The organism is Mycolicibacterium houstonense (assembly GCF_900078665.2).
GTDB lineage: Bacteria > Actinomycetota > Actinomycetes > Mycobacteriales > Mycobacteriaceae > Mycobacterium > Mycobacterium houstonense.
The window spans coordinates 2,026,920-2,049,788 of the sequence record NZ_LT546207.1 but is presented as its reverse complement, the minus strand read 5'-3'; the positions used below and the strand labels follow the sequence as shown (position 1 = coordinate 2,049,788).

Here is a 22,869-nt window from a genome sequence, read left to right as displayed (position 1 = left end):
TTCGCCATTTCACATGCAGTGATAGAGAATTTCTATCAACTGTCGACGACCGTCCGAGGACCAATGGCAAGCGATGTGCAGCTACAACACCTGGACTACCTGCTGGCGCTCGCCGCCGAGCGGCATTTCGCGCGGGCGGCCGCGCGGTGTCATGTGAGTCAGCCGACCCTGTCGGTGGCCATCCGTCGGCTGGAGCGCGATCTGGGCATCGTGATCGTGCAGCGGGGCCAGCGCTTCGAGGGCTTCACCGAGGAAGGGCGCCGGGTCGTGACCTGGGCGCAGCGGATCACCGCCGAACGCGATGAGATGCTCGCAGACCTCGAACGCATGCGGGGCCGGCTGACCGTCACCGCGCGTCTCGGCGCGATACCCACGGCGGTGCCCGCCAGTCCGTTCCTCACGACCGAGTTCCTTCGCCGCAACCCGGCGGCGTCGGTGCGGATCGAGGCGCTGTCGTCGCGCGAGATCGCCAGGAAACTGGCCGATTTCGAGATCGACGCCGGACTGACGTACCTCGATGACGAGGCTCCGCCCGGGACGCGGTCGGTCGAGTTGTACCGGGAGCGCTATGTGCTGGTGGCGCCGGCCGATGACCGTTGGGCGACTGCCGCCGAGGTGAGCTGGTCGGACGCGGCGGCGCTGGAGCTGTGCGTGCTGACGACCACGATGCGCAACCGGCGCATCCTCGACGCCAACATGGCGGTCGAGGGGGTGCAGTATCGGCCCGTGGTGGAGGCGGATTCGGTCGACGCGCTCTACGCCCACCTCACCCACTCCGGCCGCGCGACCATCGCGTCGACAGCCTGGCTGCCGCAACTTGGTCTGCCGGCGGGATTCGTGGCACGGCCGATGGTCCAGCACGGTCCCCGGCCCGCGATCGGTCTTGTGATGCTCGACCGGTCGCCCGCGTCCATCGTGGCGGCCGCGCTCGCCGAGGTGGCCGCCGATCTCGATCTCGGTAGCCGCATCGATGGCTGGTGGGCCTCAGCGGGGCAGGGAACCTGACCGGCCCGGAACCTGACCGGCCCGCAGTACCGAGAAGGCGAGAGGAGATCATCGGCGGTACTTCGTGACGTAGTCGGTCATCGTCTTCAGCTGATACCGCGACACCTCGTGGGCATTCTCGTCCTCGGCGAACACCGAGGACACCATGACCGTGTCGGCGCGGTCGTAGAAGCCGATTTCGGCCAGGCCGCCGAAGAATACGTCCCAATCGATATCGCCGTCACCGATTTTCAGGTGCTGGTGCACCCGCACCGGGTTGCCCGGCGGGTTGGTGATGTAGCGCAGTCCATGGCTGCCGTGGTGGTCCATGGTGTCGGCAACGTGAACCAGGCGCAGCTTGTCACCGGCGGCGCGCATGATCTCGGCCACGTTGCCGCCCATATGGAAGGCGTGGCATGCGACGAAAACCATGCCGATGTTGGGCGAGTTCACCCCGCGGATGATGCGCAGTGCCTCCAGTCCGTCCTCGACGAAATCGTCTGGGTGCGGATCGATCCGGACGTCGATGCCTTCCCGCTCGATGATCGGCAGCAGTTCCTCCATCGACCGGAAGAACGCCCGCTCGGACTCCTCGGCCTTCTCAGGACGGCCGGAGAACTCGGTGTTGATCACGTTGACGCCGAGGTCGACGGTGATCTGGATGACGCGCTTCCAGTTACGCACCGCGGCCTCGCGGGCGTCGGGGTCCGGGCTGGACCAGCGCAGCACCGGCAGGACCGAGGCGATCCCCACCCCGGCATCGGCACACGCCTTGCGAAACGCGGTCACCAGTGCGTCGTCGGCGCGCGGATGGTTGAAGAACGGGATGAAGTCACGGTGCGGGGTGAGCTGCAGGTGCTCGTAGCCGAGATCGGCCACCAGGCGCGGGAATTCGAGCAACTCGTAGTCATGGTGGAACGGGGTGGGATCCAGGGCGATCTTCATCGCTACGCCCCCGGGATCGACTCGCGCGCCACCATGTCCACCGCGACCGGAAGGCCGGTCTCCAATGCCTCGACACCGGCCGCGCACACCGCCGCCGCGGCGTAGCCGTCCCATGCCGTGGGGCCATCTGTGTAATCTCCGGTCGAGCTGCCGCGCTGAACCGCGTCGACCCAGCGCTGGAACTCGATGTCATAGGCCCGTCCGAACCGCTCCCGGAACCCGGGCGTAATGGTGCCACCCCAAGTTCCCGAGGCGCCTTTGCGGATCAGCCCGACATCGAGTCCGATGAATGCCGAACCCTTTTCACCCACCAGTTCGGTGCGCACCTCATAGGCCACTCCGGTGGTGACGAACAGTTCGACGTCCACGTGCTTGCCGGAGACGGTGCGCATGACGGCGATCTGTGGGTCCTGAATGCCGTCGGGGGCACCGGGATTGACCGCCGGCTTCAGAATCTGGATCGAGGCGATCTCCTCGTCGAACAGGAACCGGGTCACGTCCACCTCGTGGACCAGGGAATCCTTGACGATCATGGAGCTGTCGAAGCTCGGGGGCACGGCCGGGTTGCGGTGTACGCAGTGCAGCACCAGGGCGCGGCCGAACTCGCCGGCGTCGAGCAGGGCCTTCAGCTGCATGTACTCCTCGTCGAACCGGCGCATGAAACCGACCTGGATGAGCCGCTTTCCGAGCTCCGCCTCACGCTTGACCACCTCGAGGGACGACTCGACGTCGGTGGTCAACGGCTTTTCGCAGAGCACTGGTTTGCCGTGCTCCAGACAGGCCAGCAGTTGCTTGTCGTGCGTCGGCCCTGGTGTCGCGAGCACGACGGCATCGACTTCAGGATCGGCGATGGCGTCGAGCGGATCGGTGACGGACCGGCAGCCCGGGATGTTCGCAGCGATCTTCTCGGCTTTCTCGGCGAGAAAGTCGTTCACCACGACGACTCGCGCGCCGGAGATCCGGCTGGTCAGGCGCGCGACGTGGTCGGCGCCCATGATGCCGACGCCGAGGACGGCGATGCGAAGGTCGTCCGTCGCTGTTGAATTGGGCATGGGTGCTCCTAGTTGAAACGGACGGAAGGGATGCCGCACGACCCCAGGTAGTGCCGGGTGCGCTTGGCGATGGGCAGGGGAGCGTCGACCTCGCAGGGGTACATGTCCTGTTCGACGATCGCGAACACGTCGATGCCGAGCTTGTCGATCTCGGCGAGCAACGGCGGCATCTCCGGAATGCCCAGCGGCGGTTCGGTCATCGCGCCCAGCTTGACCGCCTCGCCGAAGGGGAGGTCCTCGGCCTCTACCTTGGCCCGTACCTCGGGGTCGACCTGCTTGAGGTGCAGGTAGCCGATGCGCTCGGGGGCCCGGCGGATGATGGCGATGTTGTCGCCGCCGCAGTAGCTGATGTGCCCAGTGTCCAGGCACAGGTTGACGTATTCGCCGTCGGTACCGTCGAGGAAGCGATACACGTTCTCCTCGGTGTCGACGTGGCTGTCGGCGTGCGGGTGGTATTGCGCACGTACACCGTACTTTTCGAACATGGCCTTACCGAGCTCGTTCATGCCCTGCGTCTTCTTGCGCCACTGTTCAGTCGTGAGGTTGCGGTCTTCCAGTACCGCGCCGGTGGCCGGATCGCGCCACATCTCCGGAATCACCACGACGTGCTTACCGCCGACGGCGGCGGTCAGCTTGGCGACATCCTCTATCTGCGTCCACACTGCATCCCACGAGTCGTCCTGATGCAGGTGTTCGAAGACGGTTCCGGCGGACAGCTTCAGGTTGCGTTGGACCAGTTCGTCGGAGAGCCGCTGCGGATCGGTGGGCAGGTAACCGAACGGACCCAATTCGATCCATTCGTAACCGGATTCGGCCACCTCGTCGAGGAAACGGGTATAGGGCGTCTGGTTCGGATCGTCGGGAAACCACACGCCCCAGGAGTCGGGAGCGGAACCGACGAGAATCTTGCTCACTGCGGGCTTCCTTCAACGATCTGACGGGTTGACAAGGGGGCGTTGAACTTTCTTCCAGTCCGCATAGCGTTCGTACGCGCTCTGGGTGGACTCCAACGTGGAGACCTCCGACACCGGGACGTCCCACCAGGACTGGCTGTCGGGGGCGTAGATCAGTGGATCGGTTTCGACGTGGATCACAGTGGTGCGGTCAGCGACCTTGGCCGCCTTGACCGCGTCGGTGAACTCCGCGGCCGTGGTGACCTTGATGACGTCGGCGCCCAGGCTGGCGGCATTGGCGGCCAGGTCCACGGGCAGCGTGTCGCCGTCGAGCCGCCCGTCGGCGGTGCGATAGCGGTAGGCTGTGCCGAACCGCTGCGAGCCCAGCGACTCGGAAAGCCCGCCGATGGAGGCGAATCCGTGGTTCTGCACCAGCACCGGGATGACCTTGACGCCCTCCTGCACGGCGGTCACCAGCTCGGTCGCCATCATCAAGTAGGAGCCGTCGCCGACCATGACGAACACGTCGCGGTCCGGATCGGCCATCTTCACGCCGATCCCGCCGGCGATCTCGTATCCCATGCAGGAGTAGCCGTACTCGACGTGGTAGCCCTTGCGGTCGCGGGTGCGCCACATCTTGTGCAGATCGCCGGGCATGGAGCCTGCCGCGCACACCACCACGTCTCGGGGTTCCGACAAGGTGTTGACCAGGCCGATCACCTGGTTCTGGTTCAACGCCGCACCGTCGTCGGAGGTGGCGTAGATCTTGTAGGCCTCTGTGACGGTGTCCTCCCACTCTGCGGCCAGTTCGGTGACCCGCGAACGGTATTCGTCGCTGACCCGGTAGCCGTTCAGCGCGGTGCTCAGCGCCTGGAGGGCCTCACGGGCATCGGCGACTAGGCTGACCCCGCCCTGCTTCACTGCGTCCAGCGAGGCCACGTTGATGTTGACGAACCGGACCTCGGGGTTGTTGAACGCGGTCCGCGATGCGGAGGTGAAATCGCTGTAACGGGTGCCGATTCCGATGACGACGTCGGCTTCCGACGCCAGCGCGTTGGCCGCCGTGGTGCCGGTGGAACCGATCGCTCCGACCGACTGGGGGTGGTCGTAGCGCAGCGAGCCCTTGCCGGCCTGGCTCTCCGCGACCGGAATCCCAGTACCGGACGCCAGCGCGGCCAGAGCTTCTTCGGCACCGGAGTAGTGCACCCCGCCGCCGGCGATGATCAGCGGCTTGCGGGCCGAGGCGATGATCTCGGCGGCACGCGCGGTCACCGAGCGCTCGGGCAACGGGCGGGCCACGTGCCAGGTGCGTTCGGCGAACAGCGATTCCGGCCAGTCGTGGGCCTCGGCCTGCACGTCCTGCGGGATCGACACGGTCGCGGCCCCGGTTTCGACGGGATCGGTGAGCACGCGCATGGCTCCCAGCAAGGCGGCGGGGAGTTGCTCGGGGCGCCAGACCCGGTCGAAGTAGCGGGACAGCGGTTTGAACGCGTCGTTGACCGTCACATCACCCGAAGACGGCAGCTCGAGTTCCTGCAACACCGGCGAACTGACCCGGGTGGCAAACGTATCGGCGGGGAGCAGCAGCACGGGTAACCGGTTGATGGTGGCCAGTGCGGCCCCGGTGAGCATGTTCGTGGAGCCGGGGCCGACGCTGGCGGTCACCGCCCACGTCTGCAGCCGGTCCTTCTGCCGGGCATAGGCGGCCGCGCTGTGCACCATGGCCTGCTCGTTGCGACCCAGTACGTACTTGAGTCCCGGCTCCCGGCCTGACTCCGCCGCTTCGAGCTCATCTTGCAGCAGCGCCTGGCCCAGCCCGGCCACGTTGCCGTGGCCGAAGATGCCGAAGCAGCCGGCGAAGAACTTGGACCGAATCCCGTCGCGCTCCACGTACTGATTGGCCAGGAAGCGAATGGTGGCCTGGGCCACGGTGAGTCGCACGGTGCTTTCGGCGTCGGCCAGTTTCCCGGTCGACTTGGGTGCGGTGGATACCACGGATCAGGCTCCTTCGCGTGGGCCGGTGCCGAACGGCAGCCGGGAATCGATTTCCTGGTGCTCCCAGCTGTTCCGCAGCCAGGTGTGGTTCGGGTCGTCACAGATCAGCCAGGCCCGGTCGGGGCCGGACCCGGCCATGACGTTGAGGTAATACATGTGGTGGCCCGGTGCCGCGATCGACGGACCGTGATAGCCGTGTGGCACCAGCACGACGTCGCCGGTGCGGACTTCCTCCAGCACCTCGATCGGGCGCTCCGGAGTGCCATAGACCCGGTGATACCCGAATCCCGTTGTGCCGGCGGGGCTGTCGGCGATCTCGAAGTAGTAGATCTCTTCCAGCTGAGTCTCCACCTCGGTGTTCTCGTCATGTTTGTGCGCCGGATAGCTCGACCAGTTGCCGCCCGGGGTGATGACCTCGCACGCGATCAGCGAGTCGGCCTCGAACGTGGTGGCGGTACCGAAGTTGTGGACCTGGCGGCTGCAATTGCCGGCACCGCGAAGTTCGACGGGGACGTCGGCGGCGGCGCGCCGTCGGTTCGGAAATGACCGCGATGCGCGGGCCCCGCAGATCGCGAAGCGGCCCGCACCGGAGAGCCGGTATTCCTGTCCGATGCCGAGATAGACCATGTCCGCGGGGCCGTCGAACACCGAGGACCGCGGGGACAGTTCAAAGGTTTCCGCGCCGCACTCGACGGTGCCGCCACCGGTCAGCGGAATGATCATGACCTCGGTGTGGCCGGTGTGCAGTTCCGCTGACTGGCTGTCATCCAATTCCAGTACCCGCAACGAGGATTCAGCCCATCCGGCGGATTCCGGGGTGACCTCGACGGTGAACGGCAGTTCGGCGCTGCGGGCCGGGATATACCACTTGGAGTGCATCGTCACCTCACCAACTTCACCGCGGTCGCCACCGCTGAGCGGACGTCGTCGTCGGGCGGGTACAACAGAGTGCGTCCCACGATCAGGCCCCGTACCGAGGGCAGGGCCAACGCTTTCTCCCAGGATGCGAACGCGGCGTCGGGATCGGTCGGGTCACCGCCCAGCAGCAGCGTGGGCATGGTGGTCGACTCCATCACCCGATCCATCTCGTCGACAACCGGAAGCTTCATCCAGGTGTATGCCGAGGTCGACCCCAGACCCTGGCTGATGTGTACCGACTTGATCACCGCGTCGGGGGACAGGTCGTTGCGGACCTTGCCGTCGACCCGGCTGGACATGAAGGGCTCCAGCATGGCGATCAGGCCGTGTGCGGCGAGCGCGTCGACCGCCTGGGCACACGACGCCAGCGTGGACACCGTCCCGGGATCGTCGAGGTCGATGCGGCACAACATCTTTCCGCCATTCATGCGGGCCGCGGCCGTCGATGCCGCGGTGGCGCCCGTCATCCGGTCGTCGAGTTCGAAGGACGACCCGGCCAGCCCGCCTCGGTTGAAGGAGGAGAACACCACCTTGTCCTCCAGCGCGCCGAGCAGCAGCAGGTCGTCGAGAATGTCGGCGGTGGCCAGCACGCCGTCGACCCCGGGGTCGGCGAGGGCCGTGCACAGTCGGTCGAGCAGGTCGGTGCGGCTGTTCATGGCGGTGGGCCGGGATCCGACGGCGAGCGCGCCGCGGGCCGGATGATCGGCCGCGACGATCATGAGCTTGCCGTCACCCCGCACGGTGGGCCGGGTGGTGCGGTGCTGCCAGGCCGCGGCGATCGTGCCGGGCTCGGACGCCCGGAGTTCGGTGATGGCGGCGTAGTCCGTGCACACGGTGGGTCTAGACATTGACGGCCTCCACGGCGGTTTGGTCGGCGAGGGCGGCCACCTCCGCGGCGGTCGGCATCGCGGTCGAGCATTCGAGCCTGGAGGCGACGATGGCCCCGGCGGCATTGGCGTAGCGCAAGGTCTTCTCCAGCGGCCAGTTGTGCAAAAGACCGTGAATGAGGCTGCCGCCGAAGGCATCTCCAGCACCGAGGCCGTTCACCACATCGACTTCGTTGGGCGGTACGGTGACTGCACTCTGCTTGGTCTTGCCCAGCACGCCGCGCGGTCCTTGTTTGACGATCGCCAGCTCCACGCCGAGGTCGAGCAGGGCGTCGGCAGCCTTGTGCGGGTTGGTCTCACCGACCGCGATCTCACATTCCTCGCGGTTGCCCACTGCCACGGTGACGTGCTGAAGTGCGCGCTGAACCTGTTCGGTGGCCGCGGCCGGGGTCTCCCAGAACATCGGCCGGTAGTCGAGATCGAGGACGGTCAGCGGTGCTCGCCCCCGGACCTGCCAGGCGGCAAAATGCGCTGCGCGGCTGGGCTCCTCGGACAATCCGGTGACCGTCGACCAATACAACCGGGCGCTGCGGACGGCTTCGGCGTCGATCTCGTCGGCGCGGATCTGCAGATCGGGCGCCGACGGCTTGCGGTAGAAGTACAGCGGGAAATCGTCGGGCGGGAAGATCTCGCAGAACGTCACCGGTGTGGGGAACTCGCCGTGGGTGGTGACGAAGCGGTTGTCGACGCCGAGGGCGGCGAGTTCGTTGCGCACATACCGGCCGAACGGGTCTTCCCCGACCCCTGAGATCAGTGCGCTGCGATTGCCCAGACGCGCTGCTGCGACCGCGACATTCGCGGCGCTGCCGCCCAGGAACTTGCCGAACGACGTGACCTCCTCCAGGCCAACTCCGATCTGCAGGGGATAGACGTCGACTCCGCTGCGCCCGATGGCAAGGACATCGAATTCCTTGTTGGCGGTATCTGTCACGGTTGACTCCCGTATGCGGTGCGTATGCGAGTAGGCATGAATTCGAGCGGTGGCGAGTGCTGCGCTCTCGCTGTCGAGAGTGCTCTCCGTCACGGTCTCGTGTCAAGACTTTGTTCGGACATTCTTACTTTCAGTCATTAGGCAGGTACGCTGAGAATCCGCCCCGCGCAAACCGGGCGTGGACCACACGAGGATCGGAGCGAGAGTGACCCCGACGCTGTCCGTCGAGCTCGACCGTTCGAGCCCGGTGCCGCTGTACTTCCAGGTCGCCCAGGTTTTCGAGAAGGCGATCCTGGACGGACAGCTCAAGCCGGGGGACCGGTTCGAGAACGAGCTCGCTCTGGCCAGCCGGCTCAACCTGTCTCGGCCGACCACCCGGCGCGCCATCCAGGAACTCGTCGACAAGGGTCTGCTGGTTCGCAAGCGCGGCGTCGGCACGCAGGTGGTCCAGACCCCAGTGCACCGCCCCGTCGAGCTGACCAGTTTGTATGACGATCTGGCCCGCGCGGGTCAGGAACCGGCCACGAAGGTGCTCGAGTACTCGATCGGGCCGGCGTCCGACGAGATCGCCGGATGGCTGAACCTCCCGACCGGCAGCGAGGTTGCGACCATGCGCCGGCTGCGTACGTCGAACGGCCAGCCGTTGGCCGTGATGACCAACTACCTGCCCGCCGCACTCGCGCCCGACGAGGAGCAGTTGGCACAGTCGGGTCTGTACCGGTCCCTTCGTTCACGGGGTGTCCACATCAGGCTGGCCCGGCAGCGGATCGGGGCCAGGGCGGCCAGTCGGGACGAGGCGCGGCTGCTCGACGAGAAGCCCAAGGCTCCGCTGCTGGTGATGGAACGGACGGCATTCGACGATTCGGGACGCATCGTGGAGTACGGAAGTCACGTGTACCGCGCCTCGCGCTACTACTTCGACACCACCCTCGTGGATCGCTAGGGAATCGCTGAACTGGTTCTCTCCCTGAGTCTTTCGTCACCTCTTCGCCCCGCGGCACCGGTCCTCCGGTGCCGTGCTTGCGTTTGATATGCGGTCCTAATGTCCGAACAAAGTCTTGACTTTCGAATGTGAGCGGTATTACATCGACTGCGAGGCCGTGTCGCTTGTCAGTCAGACGCATAAGCACCGCGGCGACGTCGATGGCAAGGAGAAACAATGAGGTTCAGTCGGCTCGCGGTGATAGCTGCGGCGGGTGTGCTGGTGATGGGCGCCGCGGCGTGCTCCAGCACCGGTGGAAAGCCGCGCGGCAACGGTGGCGGAACGGGCGGCGGAACCGTCGACACCCCCCGGGCCACCATCGCGATGATCACCCACGAGGTGCCGGGTGACTCCTTCTGGGACCTGGTCCGCAAGGGCGCCGAGACGGCGGCGAAGAAGGACAACATCGAGCTGCGCTACTCCTCCGACCCCGAGGCGCCCAATCAGGCCAACCTGGTCCAGACAGCCGTGGACAGCGGCGTGCAGGGAATCGCGGTGACGCTGGCCAAACCGGACGCCATGAAGGCCGCCATCGAAAACGCCACGGGCAAAGGCATTCCCACGGTCGCGTTCAACGCCGGTCTCGATGCCTGGCAAAAAATCGGCGTCAAGGAATACTTCGGTCAGGACGGCTACATCGCCGGACAGGAAGCCGGCCGGCGGCTCACCGAAGAAGGCGCCAAGAAGGTCCTGTGCGTGATCCAGGAACAAGGCCACGTCGACCTGGAGGCCCGCTGTGCCGGCGTCAAGAACACCTTCCCGGCGACCGAGACGCTCAACGTCAACGGCAAGGACATGCCGTCGGTCGAGTCGACCATCACCGCCAAGCTGCAGCAGGACCGGTCAATCGACTATGTGGTGACGCTCGGTGCGCCGTTCGCGCCGACCGCGGTGCAGTCGGTCCGCAACTCCGGCAGCTCGGCCAAGGTCGGCACGTTCGACACCAATGCCGCGCTGGTCGACGCGATCAAGAACGGTGACGTCCAATGGGCCGTCGACCAGCAACCGTTCCTGCAGGGCTACCTCGCCGTCGACTCACTGTGGCTCTACCTCAACAACGGCAACGTCATTGGCGGCAATCAGCCGACACTGACCGGTCCGTCGTTCATCGACAAGACGAACATCGACTCGGTCGCCGAGTACGCGAAGAACGGGACGCGCTAGACATGAGTACCCAGGCAGACCTCAATCTCGAAACACACAAGGTCATCCGCGACGAGCGGGTCAAGGAACAGAACAAGCTGCAGCGCTTGCTGATTCGCCCAGAGATGGGTGCGGCGATCGGTGCGATCGGCATCTTCGTACTGTTCCTGATCGTCGCCCCGCCCTTCCGGACCCCGGAAGCCCTGGCCACCGTGCTCTATGCCAGTTCGACAATCGGCATCATGGCCGTCGGGGTGGGCGTGCTGATGATCGGCGGTGAGTTCGACCTGTCCTCAGGCGTTGCCGTCACCACCGCATCGCTGTCCGCCTCGATGTTGTCGTACAACCTGCACCTGAATCTGTGGACGGGCGCCGCCCTCGCGCTGGTGATGGCGCTGGCCGTCGGCTTCTTCAACGGCTACATGGTGATGAAGACCAAGATCCCGTCGTTCCTCATCACACTGAGCACCTTCTTTATGCTGGCCGGCATCAATCTCGCGGTCACCAAGCTGCTGTCCGGCCAGGTCGCCACCCCGAGCGTGTCGGACATGGAGGGATTCGATTCCGGCCGAGCAGTATTCGCCTCGTCGTTCAACATCCTCGGGGTGTCGGTGCGCGTCACCGTGTTGTGGTGGATCCTGTTCGTCGTCATCGCCACCTACGTGCTGTTCAAGACCAAGATCGGCAACTGGATCTTCGCCGTAGGAGGTAACCAGGACAGCGCCCGCGCCGTCGGTGTTCCGGTGATGAAGGTGAAGATCGGCCTGTTCATGGTGGTCAGCTTCTGCGCCTGGTTCGTCGGCATGCACCTGCTGTTCGCGTTCAACACCGTGCAGTCCGGCCAGGGAATCGGCAACGAGTTCTTCTACATCATCGCCGCGGTGGTCGGCGGATGCCTGCTCACCGGTGGCTACGGCACCGCGATCGGAACCCTGATCGGTGCCTTCATCTTCGGCATGACCAACCAGGGCATCGTCTACGCCGGGTGGAACCCGGACTGGTTCAAGTTCTTCCTCGGCGGGATGCTGCTGTTCGCGGTGATCGCCAACAACGTCGTCCGTAACTACGCAGCGAAAAGGTAAGTAGATGAGCACAACTGCTGAAGCCCCGATCGCGGAGACCCCGTCGGGCGGCGCGGTGCCGCTCGTCGAACTCAAACACGTCGGCAAGAGCTACGGAAACATCATCGCGCTCAAGGACATCAACCTGCGAGTGGGTGCCGGTGAGGTGACGGGCGTGCTCGGCGACAACGGTGCGGGCAAGTCCACGTTGATCAAGATCATCGCGGGTCTGCACAAACCCACGGAAGGGGAGTTGCTGATCGACGGCACGCCCACCGTGTTCGACTCGCCCAAGGACTCGCTCAAGGCCGGAATCGCGACGGTGTACCAGGACCTCGCGGTGGTCTCGCTGATGCCCGTGTGGCGCAACTTCTTTCTCGGAAACGAGTTGCGCAAGAAGGGTATCCTGCCGTCGCTGGATATTTCCGCGATGCGCGCGACCACCATCTCCGAGCTGCACAAGATGGGTATCGACCTGCCCGATGTCGACGCGCCGATCGGCTCGCTGTCAGGTGGCCAGCGTCAGTGTGTGGCGATCGCGCGGGCGATCTTCTTCGGGGCCCGGGTGCTGATCCTCGACGAGCCGACTGCGGCTCTCGGCGTCAAGCAGTCCGGAATGGTGCTGCGTTACATCACCGCTGCCAAGGAACAGGGGTTCGGCGTCATCTTCATCACTCACAACCCGCACCACGCGCACATGGTGGGTGACCACTTCGTGCTGCTGAACCGTGGACGGCAGAAGCTGGACTGCACCTACGACGAGATCTCGCTGGAAACCCTGACCCAGGAGATGGCCGGTGGTAACGAACTCGAGGCCTTGAGCCACGAACTCCGCCGCTGACCACTGCACTATCTGCGCGTCAGTGCGAACACCCGCAGGTCGCGGTCGGTGCGGGTCTGGTAGGCCCGGTACATCGGGTAGGCGAGAAACCGCTGTAGAGCCGCGTCCCGCTCGCCGTCCGTGAGCAACGTTGCTGTAACCGGGATGTCTTGCCCGGCCATCGATATCGAGGCCTGCGGTTCGGTCACCAGATTGGTCGACCACGACGGATGATGCTGCTGGCCGAAGTTGCTACCCATCACCAGGAGGCGGTCGCCTTCGTGGACGTAGCTGAGCACGGAGGTGCGCGGCAGGCCGGATTTCCGACCGGTGGTAGTCAAGAGCAGTTCGGGCATCGACAACGGGCCGAACAACGAGAAACGGCCCTTGGTGCGGCTGACCACGCGTTCGTCGAACGGAACGATCGCGCGGATCACCTTCGAACCGAACGGGGATGCGGCGAACGCGAACACCGGCTTGAACAACGGCGAGATGTCGTCACGCCCCCATTTGGCGTGTGGGAAGGATGCCGCGGACATCCCGCCATTGTGCGCGGGCCGGCCGGGTGGCGCGACGGAATCACAGCAAGCGCTTCTGTTCTTCCGATGGCCCGGCAGTGCGCATCCGCGCTGCGTCCTGGCCCGGAGGTGCACCGAACATCCGGCGGTATTCGCGGTTGAACTGAGAGGGGCTGTCATAGCCCACCCGGTGGCCGATCCCGGCCACGTCACCGAAATCGGCCAGAAGCAGGGATCGGGCTTGCTGCAACTGGATTCGCTTCTGGAACTGCAAGGGACTCATGGCAGTCACCGCACGGAACTGCCGGTGAAAAGCAGACACGCTCATGCCGGACATCTTGGCGAGTTCCTCCACCCGGACAGGCTCGGCGAAGTTGTCCCGCATCCAGGCGATCGCCCGGTTGATGTGGGACAGATGGCTGTCGGCCAAAGCGATCTGACGCACTGTGGCGCCATGCCTGCCGGTCAGCACTCGCCACAGGATCTCCTGTTCGATCAGCGGTGCGAGTACCGGGGCATCCGCGGGACACTCGAGCAGGCGCAGCAACCGGGCCACGGCGTCGAGCAAGTCTGGGTCGGCATCACCCGTGGCGATCGCCGGGGCGGCGGCCCGCGACCAGGATTCGGCAGGCGCCTGCAGCGTCAATGCTGCCAAGGCCGCGGGGCGCAACACCAATCCCATCGCCAGCGACGGATGCGTCACGGTGGTGTCCAGATAGTGGCCCGTGACGGGCAGGCTCGCCGCCACGATCAGATACTGCCCGGCGCGGTATTCGAATACCGCGTCACCGAGCAGCAGCTGCTTGCCTCCTTGGGCCATGACGACCAGCAGGGGTTCGGTCAGCGAGTAGTCCGGGCTCTGCGGGCCGGCGACCTTCGACAGCAGCAGGCCGTCGATGTCCGTACCCAGGTCGGGGCGGGCGTGCACATCGATCAACCGGCGTATCTCGGCGAGGGAATCGGATGCGGTGCGCATGACATCACCCAACCATCCGTGGTCGCAGCAATAGTCAGATAGACGCAAGTTGAGCAGGATTGTGCAAGAACGGGCGACGATCGATCTACCGCTGCTGCGGGCGTGAAGCTTCGATGGGGATATCCAATTCTTCTACCCAAGGAGCAATTCCATGTCACTGGACAGCTACGTCACTCTCGGTCGGTCCGGTCTGCGGGTCAGCCCGTTCGCGCTCGGGGCGATGACATTTGGAGAGGATCCTGGCGCTGCGGGAACCACTGTCGAGGAATCCGAGCGCATCCTCGCTGCCTACCTGGACCGCGGCGGGAACTTCATCGACACCGCCAACTTCTACACCAACGGGCACTCCGAACGGATCCTCGGCGACTTCTTCGCCCGCAGCCAGGGCCGCCGTGAACGTGTCGTGCTGGCGTCGAAATTCTTCAGCAATCTGTTCCCCGGGGATCCGAACGGTGGTGGCGCCGGTCGATCGTCGATCATCGCGCAGCTGCACGAGACCTTGCGTCGCATGCAGACCGACTATCTGGACGTGTACTGGCTGCACAACTGGGATCGACACACGCCGATCGAAGAGACCATGCGTACGCTCGACGATCTGGTGCGCGTGGGCACCATCCGGTACATCGGGTTCTCCAACACGCCGGCCTGGGTCACCGCCCAGGCCCAGACCATGGCGTTGCTGCGGGGCTGGACACCGCTGATCGCGTTGCAGGTCGAGTATTCGCTGTTGGCCCGCACAGTCGAAGGAGAATTGGCGCCGCTGGCACTGGACCAGGGCATGGCGCTGGTGCCGTGGAGCCCGTTGAAGAACGGCTTCCTGTCGGGCAAGTACCGTCGCGGCGCCGACGTCGTGGATTCTGCGCGCGCCGCGTACGTCGGCGGTCCGAGCGAGGACGAGTACGTCGTCATCGAGACGGTCGCCGACATTGCCGACGAGCTCGAAACATCGCCGGCAGCAGTCGCACTGGCCTGGCTGCGCGCCCGCACCGGCACGGTGGTGCCCATCATCGGTGCCCGACGATTGGCGCACCTGGAGTCCAACCTGGCCGGACTCGACATCGAGTTGCAGGCCGATCAGCTCAAGCGCCTCGACAAAGTTTCGGCCCCCACGTTGAACTACCCGGCCGACCTGAACGGCGTCATGCGAACGACTCTGCAGTTCGCCGGCACCACTGTCGACGGTGAGCCGTCCGGCGTCTATCCGCCGCTGCTGGCAAGCGACGTTCGATACTGACCGACCATGCCCGAAATGCTGCTGTCTGGCGGCGCGCCTACCAGCAGACGCGCCCGCTCGCGGTGCTGACGACGCGTCACGAGAACGCGGCGCGGAACGCCTCCAACGCGGCGACGCTATCGCCGGACGCGTAAGCCTCCATGCCGACCGGCCCGATATAGCCGCTGTCCCGCAACGCCTTTGCCACAGCCGGATAGTGGATCTCGCCGGTGCCGGGTTCGCAGCGACCCGGCACGTCGGCGACCTGGATCTCGCCGATCGCCGACCCGGCCCGGCGCACCAGCTCGACGAGGTTTCCCTCGCCGATCTGGGCGTGATAGAGGTCGAGCATCATCTTGACGTTCGGATGGTCGACGGCCTCGATCAGCGCCAGGGTGTCCTTGGCGCGGGCGAGCGGAACGCCGGGATGGTCGACGATCGTGTTGAGGTTCTCCAGGCAGAACGTCACGCCCGCGTCGGCGCCGAGTTCGCCGAGCGCTTCGAGTCCACGCAGCGCAGACAGCCACATCTCGCCGGTGGCCCGGTACTGCGGGCGGGCGGCCTGCCCCGCTACCAGCTCGCCGGGGTGCACGACGAGGCGCGGAACGCCGAGCACCGCTGCGGCCTTGATCGCGGCCTCAGCGGTCCGGACCACCTCGCGGGCGCCGTCGGCGTCGTAGAGGTCGCCGTGCAGATATCCGGTCATCGACGAGAATCGGGCGCCGGTCGCGGCCAGCGCGTCGAGATCCTTGTCGTCGAAGCTCCAGATCTCCACGGAGAAGCCGAGTTCGGAGATCTGTCGGGTGCGCTCGACGATATCGAGGTCGGTGAAGACCATCTCGGCACAGACCGCCAGTTCGAATGTCTGGGTCATTGTCCTTCTCCTTGAGCCGGGCTACCGCGGCGGCAATCCTGCGGCCCGGTATGCGGCGTCGACGTAGGCCATGTTGGTCACCGCGTCCGCGAGCCCGAACGGCAGGGCCGCACCGTTCTGGACGTGGTCTGCGAACGCTTTCAATTGATACGTGTAGCTGGCCCGGGTTCCGAGCCGTTCGATGCGTTCACCGGCGGCGGTACGGACGGTGATCCGATCGTCGTCGTTGGGCCGGATGAAGTCGTGCACCAGCAGCTCGCCGTCCTGTCCGGTGATCTGCATGGTGAACGAATACTCAGTTGCCACCATCGAATTGGCGCTCAGTGCGGTTGCACCGCCCGGGTACTCGAGCTCCACGTCGCAGGTCGCGTCCACACCGGGCGAGTGCTGTCGAGCCTGGGCGGACGTGATGGTCGGTGCGCCGCGAAGCCCGTCGGCGTCGAGGCGGCCCAACGACCGCAGGATGTGCATGCCGTAGCAGCCGAGGTCCATGAGCGCACCACCCGCGAGCTCGAGTGACCAGCGCGGATCGTCGTCGTCAGGCGCGGGCATCGCCATCCGTACCTCGACCCGGGTGAGCCGACCTATCTCGCCGCCGGCTGCCAACGTGAAGGCCCGCTGGGTAACGGGGTGGAAAAAGTAGTGGAACCCCTCCAGCACGGTCACCCCGGCTGCCTCAGCGGCCCGCGCGACGGTGGCGGCCTCAGACCTGTTGCGTGCGAACGGCTTCTCACTGAGCACAGGCTTGCCGGCGGCGACCGCCGCCAGATTCCACGGGGCATGCAAACCGTTGGCCAACGGGTTGTAGACGACGTCGACTTCCGGGTCGTCGATCACGTCGGCGTACGAGCCCACGACGCGTTCCACGCCGAACTTCTCGGCAAAAGCCGCCGCGCGCTGTGGATCACGCGCGGCGACCGCCACGAGTCGGTGACCAAGCTCCTGCGCGGGTCCCACGATCGCCTTCTCGGCGATTCGGGACGCGCCGAGAATACCGATGCGCAGTCCGGTCACGAGGTCACGGAATTGAGGTAGGCCACACTGGTGAGCACGTCGGCGAGCGGACCGTCCCCGGCCGGTGCGCCGTCCAGGATGGTGTCCTGCTCCAACACGAACCAACCGTCGAACCCGTTGTCTCGCAACACCGAGACAATCCCCGAGATGTCGATGTCCCCGGTGCCCAACGGCGTATACATACCGGCGCGCACCGCATCGGTATAGGTGATCTCACCGGATTGCACCTTGGCGGCCAACGCGGCATCCACGTCCTTCAGATGGGTGTGCTTGATGCGGTGCGGCACGGCCTTCGCCAGTTCCAGGGGGTCGGTGCCGCCGATCAGCAGATGGCCGGTGTCCAGGCACAGCGGGATCGTCGAACCGGCCAGCACCCGGTCCACGTCGTCGCGGGTTTCGACCATCGTGCCGACGTGTGGGTGAAGCACGGCCAACAGACCGGCCTCGGACGCGATTCCGGAGAGCCGGTCGAGGTTGGCCAGCAGCGTCGCCCACTGGTCGTCGTCGAGTTCGGGCCGCGAGTCGTAGCCATCGGCCCCGGTAGCCGCTGCCAACACCACGACACCGGCACCCGCTGCGCGAAGCGAGGTGAGTGGTCCGGCGAGATCCTCGGCCGGGTTATGGCCGGCATCGTGCAGCACCACGGGAACGAACCCACCGACACATGAGAGATGATGTGCCGCAAGAACCTCAGTGAGTTCGACGGTATCGCCAGGCAGGAAGCCGTCCGGACCCAGCTCGGTCGCGGACAGCCCGGCCCCGTGCATCTCGCTCAACACGCGGTCAGGCTCGAGCTGGTAGCCCCAGCCGGGAACCTCGCACACGCCCCACGAGATCGGTGCGCCGGCGATTTTGATCCCCCGGTCGCTGCTCATGTGTTGCGAACCTCCTCGATGCGCACCGGAGTGCCCCGGCGCAGGGACTCGGTGGCGGCCTCGGCCAGCCAGGCCACCTCCACGGCGTCGGCCACCGTGGCGCCGGCGACCGGCGCGCCCTTGGCCACCTCGACGAAGCCGGCAAGCTCGGTGCGGAACGCCTCGGTGAATCGGTCCATGAAGAAGTTGTGTGCGGGACCGGACGGGAAGGTGTTGGCGGGATCCACATTTCGAATCGGCACACCCTGGTCCCAGCCGGCGGCGACGCTGTCGTCGAATCCGTGCACCTCCAGGCGGCAGTCGTACCCGCGCGCGTTGTAGCGGGCGTTGGACACCACGCCAAGCGCGCCGCCGTCGAACCGCACGACGACCGCGGCGGTGTCCACGTCGCCGTACTCGGCGAACAGCGGGTCACCCTGCACCGATCCGGTGGCGTAGACCTCTACCGCGTTCTGACCGGTGATCCACCGGATGATGTCGAAATCGTGGACCGCGCAATCCCGGAAGATTCCCCCCGAACCCTTGATGTAGTCCAGCGGCGGGGGAGCCGGATCCATCGTGGTGCTGCGCACCGTGTGCAGAATGCCCAGCGAGCCATCGTCCACCGCACGCTTGGCCGCGGCGAAGGCCGCATCGAAGCGACGCTGGTACCCGACCTGCACGGGCACGCCGGAGCGGGCGATGACCTCGGCCACCCGCGCGCTCTCGGCAGCGGTGGACGCTATCGGCTTCTCGCAGAAGGTCGGTATGCCACGCTCGACTGCGGCCAACGTCAGCTCGGCGTGTGCCGGGGTGGCGGCAGCCACCACCACCCCGTCGACACCCGAGGACAACAGTTCGTCGACGGTGTCGACGGCCTTGGCGCCGTGCTTGGCGGCCACTGCCGCCGCGACGTCAGTGCGCTCGTCGGTGATCACCAGCCCGTCCAAACCATCTATCCCGGAAAGGGTTTCGGTGTGGAATGCGCCGATGCGGCCCAGTCCGATTACGCCGAGCGTGGTCATGGGATTCTCCGTTCTTGCTGCTGATCGAGGATGGTGTCGAGTTCGTCGGGGGTAAGGCCGTCGGCCAGCGCGGCCAGCACGGTGTCGACCTGGCTGGGTGGGGCCAGGCTGCCGATGGGTTGGTCCTTGTCGAGATTCGTCGGGAAGGCGTAACCCTCGGCCGTGGCGTTGACGGCGTTGGCCAACTCCCGCTCGGGGCGGCCCGCGGCCTTCATCGCCAGCAACGCGGGGTAGACGGCGCGGACCATCGCGGTGCGGTCGAGTACCTCCATCGCGCGCCCGAACGGCGAGGAGATTTGCAGCAGGTTGGCCATGCGCCGGATGTCGGTCGACGTGTTGCTGCCTGCCCCGTGATAGAGCGCGGGATTGAAGAACACCGCATCGCCCTTGCTCAGTGGCACCTGAACGTGGTGCTCGGCGAAGAACTCGATGAACTCGGGCCGGTAGAACGCGATGTAGCCGGCCTCGAATGTCTGGGAGTACGGCAGCAGCATGGTGGGGCCGCTGGCCGGCGGCATGTCACAGTGGGCCACGGCGCCCTGCAGCGTCAGAGCGGGCGACAGCCGGTGCAGATGCGCCGGGTAATCCGCCAGCTGATCCGGGGTAACGAAACCGAGGTGGTAGTCGCGATGCGGAACCTGCGCCGCGCCACCGGGATTGACGACGTTGACCTGTGAGGTGACCTGATAGCGCGGGCCCAGCCAGGCCTGCGACACGCGTGCCAGGGCGTCGTTGGCGTAGTAGGCGAGATACACATCGGGAGAGTGCAGGGCAAGCTTCTGCGCGGCATTCCAGATGCGGTCGTTGGCGCCGGCCTTGCCGAAATGGTCACCGGCGGCCGCGCCGTCGGTCCGCTGGGCTTCGATCAAGGCGACGAACGCTGCGCTGGCCCGGTCGACGACGTCAACGTCGAAGGCCCCTTCGAACATCACGACACCGGGACCGTCGGCCAGCGCGCGGATCAACTCGGCCTGTAGCCGGCGGGGCTCGGCGTCGGTGACGGTAGCGGCCGAGTACACCGGAACGTTGTGCCGGATATCGGCGGCGAGGGGGTATTCGGCGCCGTCGGTGGTACGGGACACCTGGTCGCGGAAGGCATCGAGTGAGCAGTCGGCCTCCTCGATCCAGGCTCGGTGCCCGGTGCGCGAAGTCCGGAATGTCGCGGTCATGGCAGACAGTCTTGCTGTGCTGTGTGACACAATCAACGGCAAAAAGCCATCAAAAAACCATCAGCACGGCGCGGAGGTCGTCAGTGGCGCACCGATACAAGGTCCGGGAGATCGCTCAGCAGTGCGGTTTGAGTGAGGCCACGGTGGACCGGGTCCTCAATGACCGTCCGGGCGTTCGCGAGAACACCCGAGCCGAAGTGCGCCAAGCGATTGCCGATCTGGACAAACAGCGAGCGCAATTGAGGCTCAACGGTCGTCGCTATCTGATCGACGTGGTCATGCAGACGCCCCAGCGGTTCTCCGATGCGTTTCGCGCTGCCGTCGAGGCCGAATTGCCCACGTTCGCACCGGCCATGTTGCGGGCCCGCTTCCACCTCTGGGAATCCGGCTCGACCGCCAAGATGGTGGACACCCTGACCGGCATTCGCAGCAGTCACGGGGTGGTGCTCAAGGCGGCCGACGAACCAGAGGTGGCCGAGGCCGTCGACCACCTTGTGGCCGCCGGTGTCCCGGTGGTGACCTACACGACCGACATTCCCACCAGCGCCCGCAGCGCATACGTCGGCATCGACAACCACGGAGCCGGCGCCACCGCGGCCTATCTGATCGAGCAGTGGCTCGGTCCCGCCCCATCCGCTGTGTTGATCACCCTGAGCCGCACGGTGTTTCGCGGTGAGGGTGAACGCGAGGTGGGATTCCGGTCAGGTTTGCGCGGTTCCGGACGGGAGGTCGTCGAGGTCACCGACAGCGACGGCATCGACGCGACCAACGAACGGTTGGTGCTCGAGGCACTGAAACGTCACCCGACGGTGGAGGCGGTCTATTCACCCGGCGGCGGCAACGCGGCCACGGTGGCGGCATTCGAAAAGCTCGGGCGGCAGTGCCGGGTCTTTGTCGCCCATGATCTCGACGTGGACAACCGCAGACTGCTGCGCGAGGGCAGGATTTCGGTGGTGCTGCACAACGACCTGCGTGCCGATGCGCGGCTGGCCATGCGATTGATCCTGCAGCAGCACGGAGCGCTGCCGGGCGAGCCGGTCCGCCCCGTACCTATTCAGGTGATCACTCCGTACAACCTGCCGGTGTGAATTCCCGGCTCAGCCCGGCTCCGCGGTCGGCGCCGGTTGGGCCTTCACCGGGGGCGTGGCAGCGGGAGTCTCGGGTGCCGACGGAGGTGCGGATTGGGTGACGGTCTCACCGAACTGCATGGTGGTCTGGGCGATGGGTGCCGAGATTTCCGGTGTTCTGGTGGCCTGGTCGGTCTGGAGTCCCAGAACGACCAAAGCTGCGGCCGCGGCCAAGCCGGCGGTACAGAGAAGCGGTTTCACCTTCGAGTCGATGCGCATATCGCCAGATCCTTCGTCTCAACATTGACTATCTATGTGATTTGAAGGCGGATCTTGTGGCCCGCATTCCATACCCGTGGGCGTGACATGGATCACACTTTGAAAACACGTCCGCGTTGTCGGGTGGGGTCGGGGAGCACCGCGATCACCCTGACCGGGACACTTCATCCCATGCCACGAGAGCTAGTCCCTGGGGTTACCGTGCTGGGCAACCTCGCGATCGACGTCATCAACGGGGCGTCGCCGAGCCCGGGAGGATGCGCGTCGTTCGCCGGGGTGGCTCTGCAGGCGGCGGGGGGAACCGGTCGGATCGTCGCAATGGGCGCCGAACGGGATCACGCCCTGTTCGACGGATTGCGCGCGCGGTTCGAGTCGCTGGTGCAGATCCTGCCCTCCGACGTGACGAGTTCGTTCAGCCTCGATTACGACGACACCGATCACCGGCACATGGGCGTGCTGGCCATCGGCCCGGTGTGGACAGCTGCGGACATCGAGCTGGCCGATCCGATGACTACCTGGGTGCACCTCGCACCCCTGCTCCGCACCGATTTCCCGGCCGAGGCGCTCTCTGGGCTGGCGGCGCGCGGGCACCGGGTCGCCTATGACGGGCAAGGTCTGGTGCGCGCCGATCGATTGGGACCGCTGGTCGAGGATCGGCGCTTCCCTGCGGGCCTGCTTGCTGATGTCGACATCCTCAAGCTGGCCGAGGACGAGGCCGTGATTGTCGCCGACGGCGCCTTTGACGCATCGACCGCCGAACGGCTCGGCGTCGAGGAGATCCTCGTGACCTACGGCTCGGAGGGGTGCGACATCTATATAGACGGTGCGGTGGAACGCGTGCCGGCCGCCTGGCGGGTTCTTGACGTCCAGACAACCGGGGCGGGGGACATGTTCACCACTTGCTACGTCGCGCACCGCGCGGCGGGCGACGATCCGCGGCAAGCCGCGGAATCCGCCAGCGAACTGGTGGCCAGGGAGTTGGACAAGCGCGTTCATACCGTGGCCCCCGACTCGGCATAGTCCCAGGTCGAGGCCTACACTCGACACGTGTCAAGTCCGTGGTTGCAAGTGCTAGCAGCCAGCTACCGGCCAGTAGCCCTTTCCTTAGAGAATGGCATTCTCCTAAACGTGACGAAAACCACAGTTTTGTCTCAATCCCGGCTTGTTCACGCCCGCGAACAGGACCTTCGTCGTGAGGTCACCCGCGTGTCGGGGTACGCCACGGTGAAGTGCAGCCTAAGAGGAGTGCAATAATCGGTACTGGTAGTG

At 65.8% G+C, this 22,869-nt stretch carries 23 protein-coding genes; 8 read left to right on the top strand and 15 right to left on the bottom strand.

Annotation, left to right across the window (positions count from 1 at the left end):
• Nucleotides 1-63: 63 nt before the first annotated feature.
• On the top strand, nt 64-1,005 hold the full coding sequence (locus tag BN4332_RS10290; protein ID WP_066898339.1) for a LysR family transcriptional regulator: 942 nt from the start codon (nt 64-66) through the stop codon (nt 1,003-1,005).
• A 48-nt stretch (nt 1,006-1,053) separates the two neighbouring features.
• Here the strand turns inward: BN4332_RS10290 and BN4332_RS10285 are convergent, their stop codons facing one another.
• The 7 genes from BN4332_RS10285 to iolC are packed head-to-tail and all read right to left on the bottom strand — an operon-like array spanning nt 1,054 to nt 8,605.
• Entirely contained in the window at nt 1,054-1,929 is an 876-nt protein-coding gene (locus BN4332_RS10285) for a sugar phosphate isomerase/epimerase family protein (RefSeq protein ID WP_066898338.1), read from the bottom strand.
• 2 nt (nt 1,930-1,931) lie between these two features.
• Nucleotides 1,932-2,981, bottom strand: coding sequence for a Gfo/Idh/MocA family protein (locus tag BN4332_RS10280; RefSeq protein ID WP_066898337.1), 1,050 nt, complete (start codon nt 2,979-2,981; stop codon nt 1,932-1,934).
• 8 nt (nt 2,982-2,989) lie between these two features.
• The gene (locus BN4332_RS10275) at nt 2,990-3,895 is read right to left on the bottom strand and encodes a sugar phosphate isomerase/epimerase family protein (protein WP_066898336.1); all 906 of its coding nucleotides are present in this window, start codon (nt 3,893-3,895) and stop codon (nt 2,990-2,992) included.
• Nucleotides 3,896-3,907: 12 nt separating this feature from the next.
• A complete protein-coding gene (gene iolD, locus BN4332_RS10270) occupies nt 3,908-5,869 on the bottom strand; it encodes a 3D-(3,5/4)-trihydroxycyclohexane-1,2-dione acylhydrolase (decyclizing) (RefSeq protein WP_066898335.1) in 1,962 nt (653 codons plus the stop codon).
• 3 nt (nt 5,870-5,872) lie between these two features.
• Nucleotides 5,873-6,748, bottom strand: coding sequence for a 5-deoxy-glucuronate isomerase (iolB, locus tag BN4332_RS10265; RefSeq protein ID WP_066898334.1), 876 nt, complete (start codon nt 6,746-6,748; stop codon nt 5,873-5,875).
• Between the two features lie 2 nt (nt 6,749-6,750).
• Nucleotides 6,751-7,635 carry a Cgl0159 family (beta/alpha)8-fold protein gene (locus tag BN4332_RS10260; protein WP_066898333.1) on the bottom strand — a complete coding sequence of 295 codons (885 nt, stop codon included), beginning with the start codon at nt 7,633-7,635 and terminating at the stop codon, nt 6,751-6,753.
• Nucleotides 7,628-8,605 (bottom strand): 5-dehydro-2-deoxygluconokinase, encoded by a 978-nt coding sequence (gene iolC / locus BN4332_RS10255; protein WP_066898332.1) that lies wholly within the window; start codon nt 8,603-8,605, stop codon nt 7,628-7,630. The genes BN4332_RS10260 and iolC overlap by 8 nt, the downstream gene beginning before the upstream one ends.
• 205 nt (nt 8,606-8,810) lie before the next feature.
• On the opposite strand from iolC, the gene BN4332_RS10250 reads away from it, so the two are divergent.
• The 4 genes from BN4332_RS10250 to BN4332_RS10235 all read left to right on the top strand — a co-directional run bounded on the left by BN4332_RS10250 (nt 8,811) and on the right by BN4332_RS10235 (nt 12,632).
• The gene (locus tag BN4332_RS10250) at nt 8,811-9,548 is read left to right on the top strand and encodes a GntR family transcriptional regulator (protein WP_066898331.1); all 738 of its coding nucleotides are present in this window, start codon (nt 8,811-8,813) and stop codon (nt 9,546-9,548) included.
• Nucleotides 9,549-9,764: 216 nt separating this feature from the next.
• Nucleotides 9,765-10,751, top strand: coding sequence for a substrate-binding domain-containing protein (locus tag BN4332_RS10245; protein WP_066898330.1), 987 nt, complete (start codon nt 9,765-9,767; stop codon nt 10,749-10,751).
• Nucleotides 10,752-10,753: 2 nt separating this feature from the next.
• Nucleotides 10,754-11,812: an ABC transporter permease gene (locus BN4332_RS10240; protein ID WP_066898329.1), complete on the top strand. Its 1,059-nt coding sequence runs from the start codon at nt 10,754-10,756 to the stop codon at nt 11,810-11,812.
• 4 nt (nt 11,813-11,816) lie between these two features.
• Nucleotides 11,817-12,632: an ATP-binding cassette domain-containing protein gene (locus tag BN4332_RS10235; RefSeq protein WP_036449034.1), complete on the top strand. Its 816-nt coding sequence runs from the start codon at nt 11,817-11,819 to the stop codon at nt 12,630-12,632.
• An 8-nt stretch (nt 12,633-12,640) separates the two neighbouring features.
• Here the strand turns inward: BN4332_RS10235 and BN4332_RS10230 are convergent, their stop codons facing one another.
• Nucleotides 12,641-13,150, bottom strand: coding sequence for a nitroreductase family deazaflavin-dependent oxidoreductase (locus BN4332_RS10230; protein ID WP_066898328.1), 510 nt, complete (start codon nt 13,148-13,150; stop codon nt 12,641-12,643).
• Nucleotides 13,151-13,190: 40 nt separating this feature from the next.
• The gene (locus tag BN4332_RS10225; RefSeq protein WP_066898327.1) at nt 13,191-14,105 is read right to left on the bottom strand and encodes an AraC family transcriptional regulator; all 915 of its coding nucleotides are present in this window, start codon (nt 14,103-14,105) and stop codon (nt 13,191-13,193) included.
• A 151-nt stretch (nt 14,106-14,256) separates the two neighbouring features.
• On the opposite strand from BN4332_RS10225, the gene BN4332_RS10220 reads away from it, so the two are divergent.
• Complete coding sequence (locus BN4332_RS10220; RefSeq protein WP_066898326.1) at nt 14,257-15,339, top strand: aldo/keto reductase; 1,083 nt, start codon at nt 14,257-14,259, stop codon at nt 15,337-15,339.
• A 76-nt stretch (nt 15,340-15,415) separates the two neighbouring features.
• Here the strand turns inward: BN4332_RS10220 and BN4332_RS10215 are convergent, their stop codons facing one another.
• The 5 genes from BN4332_RS10215 to BN4332_RS10195 are packed head-to-tail and all read right to left on the bottom strand — an operon-like array spanning nt 15,416 to nt 20,254.
• Entirely contained in the window at nt 15,416-16,192 is a 777-nt protein-coding gene (locus BN4332_RS10215) for a TIM barrel protein (RefSeq protein ID WP_066898325.1), read from the bottom strand.
• 21 nt (nt 16,193-16,213) lie between these two features.
• Entirely contained in the window at nt 16,214-17,206 is a 993-nt protein-coding gene (locus BN4332_RS10210) for a Gfo/Idh/MocA family protein (RefSeq protein ID WP_066898324.1), read from the bottom strand.
• Nucleotides 17,203-18,081, bottom strand: coding sequence for a sugar phosphate isomerase/epimerase family protein (locus BN4332_RS10205; protein ID WP_066898323.1), 879 nt, complete (start codon nt 18,079-18,081; stop codon nt 17,203-17,205). The genes BN4332_RS10210 and BN4332_RS10205 overlap by 4 nt, the downstream gene beginning before the upstream one ends.
• A complete protein-coding gene (locus BN4332_RS10200; protein ID WP_066898322.1) occupies nt 18,078-19,085 on the bottom strand; it encodes a Gfo/Idh/MocA family protein in 1,008 nt (335 codons plus the stop codon). Before BN4332_RS10200 ends, BN4332_RS10205 begins: the two co-directional genes overlap by 4 nt.
• On the bottom strand, nt 19,082-20,254 hold the full coding sequence (locus BN4332_RS10195) for a phytanoyl-CoA dioxygenase family protein (RefSeq protein WP_066898321.1): 1,173 nt from the start codon (nt 20,252-20,254) through the stop codon (nt 19,082-19,084). The genes BN4332_RS10200 and BN4332_RS10195 overlap by 4 nt, the downstream gene beginning before the upstream one ends.
• Before the next feature lie 83 nt (nt 20,255-20,337).
• Here BN4332_RS10195 and BN4332_RS10190 point away from each other — a divergent pair, with 83 nt between their 5' ends.
• Nucleotides 20,338-21,342, top strand: a complete 1,005-nt coding sequence (locus BN4332_RS10190) for a LacI family DNA-binding transcriptional regulator (RefSeq protein WP_066898320.1) — start codon at nt 20,338-20,340, stop codon at nt 21,340-21,342.
• Nucleotides 21,343-21,351: 9 nt separating this feature from the next.
• Here the strand turns inward: BN4332_RS10190 and BN4332_RS10185 are convergent, their stop codons facing one another.
• On the bottom strand, nt 21,352-21,600 hold the full coding sequence (locus tag BN4332_RS10185) for a hypothetical protein (RefSeq protein WP_066898319.1): 249 nt from the start codon (nt 21,598-21,600) through the stop codon (nt 21,352-21,354).
• Between the two features lie 318 nt (nt 21,601-21,918).
• On the opposite strand from BN4332_RS10185, the gene BN4332_RS10180 reads away from it, so the two are divergent.
• Nucleotides 21,919-22,620: a PfkB family carbohydrate kinase gene (locus BN4332_RS10180; RefSeq protein ID WP_235654066.1), complete on the top strand. Its 702-nt coding sequence runs from the start codon at nt 21,919-21,921 to the stop codon at nt 22,618-22,620.
• Nucleotides 22,621-22,869: the final 249 nt, after the last annotated feature.